The organism is uncultured Georgenia sp., from assembly GCF_937958535.1.
Lineage (GTDB): Bacteria > Actinomycetota > Actinomycetes > Actinomycetales > Actinomycetaceae > Oceanitalea.
In genome coordinates, this window is the sequence record NZ_CALGNQ010000137.1 from 1 (window position 1) to 11034 (window position 11034).

General features: G+C 72.8%; 7 protein-coding genes. 1 reads left to right on the plus strand and 6 read right to left on the minus strand.

Features of this window, described 5'->3' with window-relative positions; translation table 11 throughout:
• Nucleotides 1-102 precede the first annotated feature (102 nt).
• On the plus strand, nt 103-321 hold the full coding sequence (locus Q0195_RS07710; RefSeq protein ID WP_299276696.1) for a hypothetical protein: 219 nt from the start codon (nt 103-105) through the stop codon (nt 319-321).
• A gap of 12 nt (nt 322-333) precedes the next feature.
• Here Q0195_RS07710 and Q0195_RS07715 read toward each other — a convergent pair whose 3' ends face one another.
• From Q0195_RS07715 to Q0195_RS07740, 6 genes are all read right to left on the minus strand, one after another.
• The gene (locus Q0195_RS07715; RefSeq protein WP_299276698.1) at nt 334-2424 is read right to left on the minus strand and encodes an acyltransferase family protein; all 2091 of its coding nucleotides are present in this window, start codon (nt 2422-2424) and stop codon (nt 334-336) included.
• A 233-nt stretch (nt 2425-2657) separates the two neighbouring features.
• A complete protein-coding gene (locus Q0195_RS07720) occupies nt 2658-3587 on the minus strand; it encodes a glycine betaine ABC transporter substrate-binding protein (protein ID WP_299276701.1) in 930 nt (309 codons plus the stop codon).
• A gap of 70 nt (nt 3588-3657) precedes the next feature.
• Nucleotides 3658-4665, minus strand: coding sequence for an ABC transporter permease subunit (locus Q0195_RS07725; protein WP_299276703.1), 1008 nt, complete (start codon nt 4663-4665; stop codon nt 3658-3660).
• Nucleotides 4662-5909, minus strand: a complete 1248-nt coding sequence (locus Q0195_RS07730; protein WP_299276706.1) for a glycine betaine/L-proline ABC transporter ATP-binding protein — start codon at nt 5907-5909, stop codon at nt 4662-4664. Before Q0195_RS07730 ends, Q0195_RS07725 begins: the two co-directional genes overlap by 4 nt.
• 278 nt (nt 5910-6187) lie before the next feature.
• Entirely contained in the window at nt 6188-8326 is a 2139-nt protein-coding gene (locus Q0195_RS07735) for a glycoside hydrolase family 3 protein (protein ID WP_299276708.1), read from the minus strand.
• Between the two features lie 120 nt (nt 8327-8446).
• Nucleotides 8447-11034 (minus strand): S8 family serine peptidase (locus Q0195_RS07740; RefSeq protein ID WP_299276709.1); only part of this gene is annotated, 2588 nt, incomplete at its 5' end.

Here is an 11034-nt window from a genome sequence, read left to right on the forward strand (position 1 = left end):
CCGCGGGCACCTTCGCGTGCTGCGCGGCGAGGCAGACTGAGCCGGAGCGGCTAGCCTGGAGCCTGCGGACGCCGCGGGTGCGGCAGGGGAGGGAGCGAGCAGATGAGCAGTGCGTCGCAGCAGCCGGCGACGATCGACCCCTGGGTGCGGGAGATCCTCCGGTGTCCGGTGACGGGGGCCGAGCTCGTCGACGGCACGGCCCCGGACGGGACGCCCGAGCTCGTCTCGACCGACCCGGACAACCCCCTCGCCTACCCGGTCCGCGACGGTGTGCCCGTGCTGCTCGCCGACGAGGCGCGCCGGGTCGAGCCGCCCCGCTGACCACCCCCGCGGTCAGCGGACCAGCGGGGTGAGGTGCTCCTCCAGACGCGGCGCGAGTGACCGGGAGTACGTCGCCGTGAGGTGGTGGGCGTCGCTGTGCGTCAATACCCCGCCGACCACGGGTACGCACTCCTCCCACGGGCACACGTAGGCCGTGACGTCGACGAGGTCGACGGCGGGGGCGAGCGCGGCCGCGGCGTGGTGCAGCGAGGCCCCGGACCGCGCCACCGCCTCCGCCAGGGGGACGGCACAGGCCGTGAGGTCGTCGCGGTTCTCGGCGACGCACTCCGGGACGTCGAAACCGGGCGCGGGGGTGTCGACGATGGCCACGACCTCGATGCCGGCGTCCTCCAGCGCCTGCCAGTTCGCCGCCGTGGCGCTCGCGAGCCCCTCGGCGGAGTCCGCGATGCTCATCCGCTCCCCGTCCCGGGCCAGGCGGTAGGAACCGGCGGAGCTGACCACCGCGATGTCGGGCGGGTCGGCCGTCAGGCGCGCGCGGACCGCGGCCTGCCAGGCGGCGCAGCTCTCGTAGGGCTTCTCCTCGCCGGCGTCCCACACGACGGTGTCCGCGAAGAGGCAGGCGGACTTGGTGTACGTCTCCAGCCGCCAGCCGTTGGTCTCGGCCAGGTCGCGCAGGGCGGGCTGCCAGTGGGCCGCGTGGGAGTCGCCCACGAGGGCCACGACGGTGTCGGAGTCCTCCACCCCGTAGACGCAGGAGGTGACCTCCGCGCTGTGCTGGTCCTGGTGGCAGCCGTCGGCGTAGACGTCGGCGACGTCGTCGGGGGCGTCCGCCAGGGCCGGGGTGACCTGGGAGACCGTGTCGGGCGGCGCGGGTGCCGGTGCGTCGGTGGTCGGGCCGTCGCCGAGGACCTCCGCGCCCGGGGCGTCCGCCGCCGTCGGCGCCTCCCGGGTGGTCGCGTACCCGATGGCCCCGGCGCTGCCCAGTCCCACGGCCACGCACGCCGCCGCCAGGACCATCGCGCGCCAGGGCACCCGCAGCCGCCGGGAGCGGTGGAAGGGCTGCTCCACGGTCCGGTAGGTGAGCCAGGCGGGCAGCGCGGAGGCGGTGACCACGAGCAGGCCGGGCACGAGCCCCAGGCTGCCGTCCGTTCCGCCCCAGACGGCGGTGGCGGCCACGAGCAGCGGCCAGTGCCACAGGTAGAGGGAGTAGGACCAGGCGCCGATGGTCTGCATCGGGGCCGCGGTCAGCGCCCGGACCTCACCGCTGCCGTCGCCGCCGCCCGCGAGCAGCACGGCCGCGGCCCCCAGGGTGGGGACGAGGGCCGCGGCACCGGGGAATGCGGTGGCGGCGTCGAAGGTGAGCGCGGCGTACCCGATCGCGGCCAGGCCGGCCCAGCCGACCACCCGCCGGACGCGGGCCGGGATGCGCTCCGTGCGCGCGACGAGGACGGCGAGCAGGGCGCCGACCGCCATCTCCCACAGCCGGGTGGTGGTGACGAAGTAGGCGGCACCGGGGTTCGCCGTCGTGAGGTGGACCGACCAGAGGAAGGACGGGACGGCGATGGCCAGCAGCCCCCAGAACAGGCGGCGGGTGGTGCTCCCGCGCCGCCGGCGCCAGAACAGCGCGACGATGAGCAGCGGCCAGACGATGTAGAACTGCTCCTCCACCGCCAGCGACCAGAAGTGCTGCAGCGGGCTGGGTGCGGCGTCCGCGGCGAGGTAGTCCACCGACCGGTCCGCCAGCCGCCAGTTCACGAGGTAGACCGCGCTGGCGACGATGTCGCCCGCGATGTCGCGCCAGCGGGTCACCGGCAGGACGAGCACGGTGAGAGCGGCGACGGCCACGAAGACGACCGAGGTGGCGGGCAGCAGCCGTTTGATGCGCCGGGCGTAGAAGTGCGGCAGGCTCAGCCGCCCGGTCTGCTGAACCTCCCGGACGATGAGGCCGGTGATGAGGAACCCGGAGATGACGAAGAAGACGTCGACCCCGGTGTAGCCCCCGGAGAGCCACGGCACGCCGGCGTGGTAGGCGAGGACGAGCAGCACCGCCACCGCACGCAGGCCCTGGATGTCGGCACGGAAACGCGGGTGCGTCGTGGCGCCGTGGGCGGCTGTCGTGACAGGCGTCGTGGTTGAGGTCATGGGAGGCGGGTGCCCTTCGTGCGCGGGCGTGGCGCGGCCGGCGGTGGACGGGCCGCGGGACGGCCCGGCCCGGGCCGTACCACTGTACGTCCGGCCCACGCGGACCGCGCCGCGGCGTTGCCTGGTGGGACACGTGAGAGGGGACACCGCCGCGCCGGTCACAGACGACGAGTGCGCCGCCCCGTTGGGGACGGCGCACTCGTCAGGTACGGCTGTGCGGCAGAAGGAGGCGGTCAGCCGCCGATCACCGAGTCGACGAAGTCGGGGTTCTCCTCCAGCCACTGCTCGACCGCGGCGTCGTTGTCCTCGCCGTCCAGCTCGTTGAACATGATGTTCTCCAGCGAGTGGAGCTGGTCCTCGGTCATCGTGAAGTTGGCGATCCACTCCGCGACCTCGGGGAACCGCTCGGAGAAGCCGGCGGTGCCGTAGGCGTAGATGTCGTCCGGCTCGCCGAGGGCACCCTCCGGGTCCTCGAGGTCACGGATGGGGAACTCGTCGTAGGCCCAGTGCGGCTTCCACAGCGTGACGACGACGTTCTCCCCGGCATCGATGGCCGCGCTCAGCTCGGCGAGCATGGCCGGCGTGGAGGAGATGATGTAGTCCATGCCCTCCAGGCCGTAGGTCGGGATGACCTCCTCCTGGGTGATCTTCGTCAGCCCGGCGCCGGCGTCGATGCCCACGAGGCGGTTGCCGAAGGCGTCGGCGTTGTCGGCGAGCTCGGCCAGCGAGGTGATCGGGGCGTCCTCGTTGACCGCGATGGTCAGCGGCGCCTCCTCCAGCCACATGCCGAGCTCCTCGAGGTCGTCGCCGAACTCCTCGAGGTAGTGGCCGTGGGTCAGCGGCAGCCAGGTGTCGAAGTTGACGTCGTAGTCGCCCTGGGCGAGTCCGGTGAAGATGACACCGGCGTCGGCGGTCTGCATGTCGACCTCGTAGCCCTGCTCCTCGAGGATGTGCTTCCACAGGTGCGAGGCCGCGATGCCCTCCTCCCAGCCGCCGTGGATGCCGATGGTGATGGCCTTGTCCTCGCCGTTGCCGGAGTCGCCCCCGGCGCCGTCGTCGCCGCCGTCGTCCGAGCCGCAGGCGGCGAGGGTGAGGGCGACAGCGGTGGTGGCGGCAAGAGCGGTGACGTGACGTCGCGTGATCTGCATCGTTATCTGTGTCATTCCTTCTGGGTTGTGGACCCCGCTGGGTGTACCCGCCGGGTCGGGGAGACGCCCCGCGTGGGGCGCACGGTCAGTCGTCGGAGGCCCGGATCTTCTGGGCGCGGGCGACGGGGGAGCGGTCCCCGAGCGCGGCGGTGACGCGGTCGAGGTAGATGGCGAGGATGACGACGGCCAGCCCCGCCTCGACGCCGAGCCCGACGCGCAGACCGGTGAGGCCCGTGACGACGTCCTGGCCCAGGCCGGGGGCGCCGACCATCGCGGCGATGACGACCATCGACAGCGAGAGCATGATGATCTGGTTGATGCCGGCCATGATCGTCGGCATCGCCAGCGGCAGCTGGATCTGGCGCAGGATCCGGCGCGGAGTGGCGCCGAAGGCGTGGCCCGCCTCGACGACCTCGCGGTCGACCTGCCGGATGCCGAGCTCGGTGAACCGCACCCCGGGCGCCATCGCGAAGACGATCGAGGCGATGATGCCGGGCACCACACCGGTGCGGAAGAGCATGATCGCCGGGATGAGGTAGACGAAGGCGGGCATCGTCTGCAGGAAGTCGAGCACCGGCCGCACGATCGCGGAGGCGACGGAGCTGCGGGCGGCGAGGATGCCGGTGGGGATCGCCAGCAGGGTGGCGATGGCGCTGGCGACGAGCACCAGGGCGATCGTCTGCACGGCGTTGTCCCACTGGTTCATCGCGAAGATGAGGACGAAGCCGAGGGCCGCGGCCACCGCGAGCAGCCAGCCCTTGACGACGAGCGCGACGAGCGCCAGGACGACGGCGACGAACCAGAAGTCCGGCTCGGGCACGAGCTGTTGGGTCACCACCCAGTACGCGAGCAGGGCGGCGAGTGTCCCGGCCGCCCAGCGCCAGTCCTTGGCGAGGAGAACGGCGCCGGCGACGACGAGGGAGAGCACGAGACCGACCCACCACACGTCCGGTGAGGTGAAGATCTGCTCGGCCAGGTCGTACAGCCAGCGCAGGACCGTGCTGATGAGGCGGAAGAGGCCGCCCAGCGCGCCGGTCAGCCAGTCGATGGCCTCCTCGGCCCACGCGCCGACGGGGATGCGCAGGTCGCTCATGCCCGGCTCCCCTCGCTCGCGGCCGCGACCGGCTCACGGTCGTCGGTCGTCTCCCCGTCACCGTTGGGACGGGCCATCGCCTGGAGGATCCGGACCCGCGGGACCACGCCGACCAGCCGTCCGCGCTCGTCGGTGACCGCCAGGGGCAGTGGCGCCTCGGCGGCGGAGGCGAAGAGGTCGGACAGCGGGGTGTCGGGGTGGACCTCGGAGCCGACGATCGGGCGCATGACGCCGCGCAGGTCGACGTCGCCGCGCCGCTGCGCCGCGATGAGGTCGTCGTCGTGCACGGTGCCGTGGAGGACCCGCTGACGGTCGACGACGTAGGCGGCCGAGCCCTGGGTGCGCTCGATCTCGCGCAGCGCGACCCCGGGGCCGCCGCCGAGCTGGACGACGGACTGCGGCCGCCGCATGAGGGCGCCGGCGGTGATGATGCGCGAGCGGTCGACGTCGGCGATGAACTTGGCGACGTAGTCGTCCGCGGGGTGGGCCAGGATCTCCTCGGCGGTGTCGATCTGGACTATGCGGCCGTCGCGCATGACGGCGATCCGGTCACCGAGGTACATCGCCTCGTTGAGGTCGTGGGTGATGAAGACGATCGTCTTGCCCAGGGTGGCCTGCAGTTCGACGAGCTGCTCCTGCATGTCACGACGGATCAGCGGGTCGAGCGCCGAGAACGCCTCGTCCATGAGGAGGATGTCGGTGTCGGCGGCCAGGGCGCGGGCGAGCCCGACGCGCTGGCGCATGCCACCCGACAGCTGGACCGGCAGGGAGTCCTCCCACCCGGCCAGACCGGTGAGGGCGATGGCCTCCCGGGCCTTGTCCAGGCGCTCCTCCCTCGCGGTCCTGCGGATCTCGTGCGGGTAGGCGACGTTCTCCAGGACGGTGCGGTGCGGCAGCAGCGCGAAGTGCTGGAACACCATGGAGATGCGCTCCTGGCGCAGCCGGCGCAGCTCGGCGGGGGAGACCTGGGTGATGTCGGCGTCGCCCAGGTGGATGGATCCGGCGGTCGGGGTCAGCAGCCCGTTGAGCATCCGGATCAGGGTGGACTTCCCGGAGCCGGACAGCCCCATGACGACGAAGGTCTCGCCCTGCTTGACCTCGAAGGAGGCGTCGATGACGGCGGCCGTACCCAGCAATCTCACATCGTCGCGGGTGGCGCCGTCGCGGAGCCGGCGGACGGCTTCCTGGGACCGGCGCCCGAAGACCTTGTAGACGTTCTCGGCGCGTAGCGCGCTCACGCTCACCTCACAGCGGCTCGGGTTGGTCGCGATAACGACAGCGACCGCTCACGATCGCCGCACCTGCTGGCGGGCATCGCAAACTCGGGTTGGACGGAACAGCCGTCCACCATGCCACCCTTTCCTGCCTTTGGCGAGTGCTTGACCGGTCGCAGGGATGAGTGGGAAGTAACAACGGGCGTCGCGAAGGTGACGCTGACCTGCATCTTTACCAAACCGAGAATGTTACTGAACTGTGACCCAGTTATCACTGAACAGGAGCAGGAACAGCCCAGTCGTCCGGCTCAGGAGCGCTTCCGCCGGACGGCCGCGACGACCGCCAGGGCGGCGGCGACCCCACCCGCGGCGACCACGAGCCAGGGGCCGGCGGTCTCGCCGTCGGCGCCGTCCGGCGCGGGGCTGGGCCCCGGTGTCGGGCCGGTCGCGTCGAAGGTGTGCTCCCACCTCGCGGCCGTCCCGGGGGCGAGGTGGAACCCGTCCCGCGCCTCGGCCGTGACGACGACCGACCCGGTCGCGGGGTGTCTGCCCGGTCCGACCGGATCGCCGTCGAGCAGGTAGGTGACGCCCGGGACGTCCGGGACGACGACGGCGTCCTCGTCGGTGCCGGGCAGGTCGGTGAACGTCACCTCCGGCGCAGTCACCTCCCGCGTCGTGCGCAGGCCGAAGCCCAGCTCGGCGACGACGTCCCCGTCGGCGGTGGTGACCTCGACCGGCAGGCGTCCGGTGGGGGCGACCCGGCCGGAGAGCACGCCGGCGACCCCCGCGTGGTTGACGCTCGCGGCACCGTAGGAGGCGAGGACGACGATGACCTCCTCCGGGACGACAGCCAGGTCGTAGGGGGCGCCGGCGAGCACGGTGACCACCGGGACGGACGTGGCGGACGCCAGCTCGGCCACGAGGGCCCGCTGGGCGGTGCTGCCGGCCAGGTCGTCGACGGCGACGACGACGCTGTCCGCGTCGACGGCGGCCGCGACCGCGGCGGCACGGTAGCCGGCGCTGGGGTGCCCTCCGCTCTCCAGACGCTCGGAGACGGCGAACCCCTCGGCGGCGAGCAGCGGGGTGAGCCGTTCCGGCCAGGCGGTCCCGGCGCCGACGACGAGCAGCCGGTCGGTCGCCGGGTCGAGGGGCACGGCGTCACCGTCATTGCGCAGCAGGGTCACCGCCCGCTCCGCGACGGTCCGGGCGACGGTGGCGTGCGCGTCGCTGCCCACGACCTCGAGCCCGGGCCGGTCGGCGCTGTCCCAGATGCCGCGTTCGACCTTCCACCCCAGGATCCGCGTGACGGACTCCTCGAGGCGCTCCCGGGTCAGGCGCCCGTCCTCCAGCGCCGCGCGGACCCCCGCGACGGCGGCCGCGACGTCCGGGGAGCCGAGGAGGATGTCGGCGCCGGCCTGGATCGCCAGCACCGCGATGTCGCCGTCGTCGAGCGGACGGCCGGGCAGCTGCTTGAGCGCGTCCATGTCGAGCGCGTCGGTGGTGACGAGGCCGGTGAAGCCCAGCTCGTCGCGGAGCAGGCCGGTGAGCACGCGGGGGGACAGCGTGCCGGGCAGCTCGGGGTCGAGGGACTCCACGACGATGTGCGCGGACATGACGATGTCGACTCCCGCGTCGACCGCGGCGCGGAACGGCTCGAGGTGCGCGTCGAGGGTGGCCGGGTCGCCGCTGACGACGGGCAGCCCGGTGTGGGAGTCGACGTCGGTGTCACCGTGGCCGGGGAAGTGCTTGGCCGCCGCGGCGACGTGCTGCGACTGCAGACCCTCGACCTGGGCGGCGGTCAGCTCGGCGACGAGGTCGGGGTCCGCACCCGGGGAGCGCAGACCGATGACGGGGTTGGCGGGGTTGGTGTTGAGGTCCGCGACGGGTGCGAAGTCGACGTTCACCCCCATCGCGGCGAGCTCCGCGCCGAGCACCTCACCCTGGGCGCGGGCGAGGTCCGGGTCGGCGGTGGCGCCCAGCGCCATCCCGCCCGGGAACGCGGTGGCCGGTGGACCGATGCGGGAGACCGCGCCGCCCTCCTGGTCGACGGTGATCGCCAGCGGGATGCCCGAGGCCGCGGACGCCGCCTCCTGCAGGCCGGCGGAGAGCTCGGTGATCTGCTCCGGGTCCTCGGTATTGCCCGCCCAGGCGAAGTAGAGGACCCCGCCGAGGTGGTACCGCTCGACCACCTGCGCCGGGGTGTCCACCCCGTAGCGGGCGCGGTTCTCGGCGGCGCGGGAGGTGTCGTGGGCTCCGGTGCCGTAGACGTGCACCCACGTCATCTGGCCGACGAGCTCATCCTCGCTCATCCCCGAGACGACGGCGGGGATGTCCGCCGGGGCGGGCAGCGGGTCGGCGGGCACCACCGAGGCGGTCGCCCCGAGCGGGGCGAGCACGCCCAGCGCAGCGAGCGTGGTGGCGAGGGCCGGTGCGCTGCGACGGGTCATCGGTGCCACCGTACGCCGTCGGAGCCTGGGTCGAGGAGGCCCGGCAGCACCGAGGCCCCGCACCGGTCGGTGCGGGGCCTCGGCGGTGAGCCGGCTCACCGGGGGTGAGGCGGTGCCGGGTCAGGGGGTGCGGCGGACGCCGATGGTGTCCTTGCCGTCGCCGTCCCAGTCGCCGACGTAGACCTCGTCGTCGGCGCGGCCGTACGTCATCACGACGTCCGCGTCGCCTCCGCGCAGGGAGTTCTTCACGAAGTACTGCGCCCCGCGCCGTACCGCGAAGGTGTCGCGGCCGTCGCCGTCCCAGTCACCGGCGAGGACGTGGTCACCGGAGCGGCCGTAGGTGAAGACCGCGTCGGCATCGCCGCCGCGCAGGGAGTTCTTCACGTGGTAGGTCGCCCCGCGGCGCACCGCGAAGGTGTCGCGGCCGTCGCCGTCCCAGTCACCGACCAGGACGTCGTCACCGGAGCGGCCGTACTGGATGACGTGGTCGGCGTCGCCACCACGCAGGGAGTTCTTCACGTGGTAGGTCGCCCCACGGCGCACGGCCAGCGTGTCGACCCCGTCACCGTCCCAGTCACCGACCAGGACGACGTCGTCGGCCTTGCCGTAGGTGAACACGCGGTCCGCCGGGCCGCCCTTGGCGGCGTTGTTGACGAAGTAGCGGTTCCCGCGGCGGACGGTGATGGTGTCCTTGCCGTCGCCGTCCCAGTCACCGATGAGGACCTCGTCGGTGTGCCGACCGTACTGGAAGACGTGCTCGGGCACGCCGTCCCACCCGTCGTTGAGGAAGAAGCCGTACCGCTGCGCGGGCGGCGTGGGCTCCTGTGGCTCCTCGGGCTCGATCGGCGGGATCTCGCCGTCACCGTCGCGGTCGATGATGAACGGGACGGTGGAGGCGATCTGGACGTGGTCGCGGTTGTCCGGGTCGCCGAGCGGGCTCAGCGCGCGGATCTCGAGCATGTAGCGCCCGTCGGGCACGTCGCTGCGGCTGCCGTCCGCGTTGGACCGGGTGCCGTCCCAGGTGTAGGCGGTGAAGTCGGTGCCGGCGTCGCGGCCGACGTACTCGATGTGCCGGGCGATGGCCTGGCCGTCGGTGACGGCCTGCGGACGCACGCCCGGGCCCTCCGGCATGGGCCGGAAGATGGTGAAGGTGAGCGACTGCGCCGGGTGCTCGAGGTGGACGAGCACGGTGGGGACGTCGCCGTCCTGCAGCGTGAAGACCTCGTCCTTCTCGACCAGGTCCCACGAGCCGCCCGCGACGCAGTCGATCTCGATCAGCCGGTCGCAGCCGGTGAGCTTGCCGAGGGCGGGCAGGGCGATGTCGTCGAGGTTCTCCAGCAGCGGGAGCGACTGGTAGTCACCGGCGAACCCGGCGAAGGGCACGCTCAGCGGCTCGCCCTCCTCCGGCGTGAGGACGATGTAGCCGCCGTACTGGGCGAGCAGCTCGTCCATCCCCTCCTCCGGCGCGATGGTCACCTCGACGGTGGCGCTGCCGCCCGCGGGCACGGTGACCTCGTCGGGCATGACGACCTCGGACTCGGTGAGGTAGAAGCCCGGGTCCGCGGGGTCGTCGGCGGTGGCGATGGTGTCGACCGAGGACAGGGTGTAGGTGACGTCCTCGTCGCCGTCGTTGGTGAGGGTGAGCTCGCGGGTGACCGGGCCGCCCTCCGACTCGCCGAGGGCGAGCTTGCCGGGCGTCACCGTCGTCGTCGCCTGGATGGCGTCGTCGATGTCGAGCATCCCGGCGCCCTGCCGGTGGACCGGCTCGAGGTAACCCGCGCCCGGGATGAGCGACCAGTCGGCCGGGTCGGCGGAGTTCTGCAACACGTCGCGAACCTCCTCGGTGCCCACGTCGGGGCGTGCCTCGAGGAGGAGCGCGACGGCGCCCGCGACGTGCGGGGAGGACATCGAGGTGCCCGAGTTCACGGCGTGCCCGCCCTGCTCCAGCGGGTAGGTGGAGTAGATGTTTCCGCCCGGGGCGCCGATGTCGGGCTTGAGGTCCAGCTCGGCGGTGAGGCCGTAGGAGCTGAAGCTGGAGATCAGGCCGGCGGTCGGGTTGGCCGCGTCGATGATCTCGTCGGTCCAGGTGAGCGTCGCGCCGTCGTCGGCCACGGTCGCGTCCAGCGCGAGACCGGCCTCCCGGTCGACGGCGACCACCGGGATGGTGATCTCCTCGGCGCCCGCGACGGTCGCGGAGAACAGGCCGGGAACGTTGTTGTAGAGGACCACGGCCTCGGCGCCGGCGTTCTGCGCGGCGAGCGACTTGGCGTAGAAGGTGGCGTCGCAGTCGGGGGTCGACGTGTGGGCGCCGCGCTCGATGAGCACCGCCTGGCCGCTGAGGTCGGCCTCGATCGGCGCGCACGCGGTGGACTCGGCGGTGCCGGGCGCACCGAGCCGGGCGAGGGGAACGGAGCCCTCGGTGGGCGGCGCCGGCGAGCCGGAGGCCGGCATGTACGGGACCTGCTCGCCGTCGACCTCGAACACCGCCGCCTTGACGGCGACGTTGTCGAAGGAGGCGACGCCGATGACCTTCTCCCCCACGCCGGGGGCACCGGCGGACCAGGTGCCCTCGGTCCCGCTGTTGCCGATGGACGCAACGACGACGACGCCGGCCTCGACGAGGTTGTCGGCGGCGACCGCCGTGGGGTACTGCGGGAAGGTGGAGAAGGCCGAGCCGATGCTCATGTTGACGACGTCCATGCCGTCGA

Coding starts and splice junctions, on each gene's coding strand:
- Q0195_RS07710 (WP_299276696.1), top strand. CDS start 103: ATGAGCAGTGCGTCGCAGCAGCCGGCGACGATCGACCCCTGGGTGCGG.
- Q0195_RS07715 (WP_299276698.1), bottom strand. CDS start 2,424: ATGACCTCAACCACGACGCCTGTCACGACAGCCGCCCACGGCGCCACG.
- Q0195_RS07720 (WP_299276701.1), bottom strand. CDS start 3,587: ATGACACAGATAACGATGCAGATCACGCGACGTCACGTCACCGCTCTT.
- Q0195_RS07725 (WP_299276703.1), bottom strand. CDS start 4,665: ATGAGCGACCTGCGCATCCCCGTCGGCGCGTGGGCCGAGGAGGCCATC.
- Q0195_RS07735 (WP_299276708.1), bottom strand. CDS start 8,326: ATGACCCGTCGCAGCGCACCGGCCCTCGCCACCACGCTCGCTGCGCTG.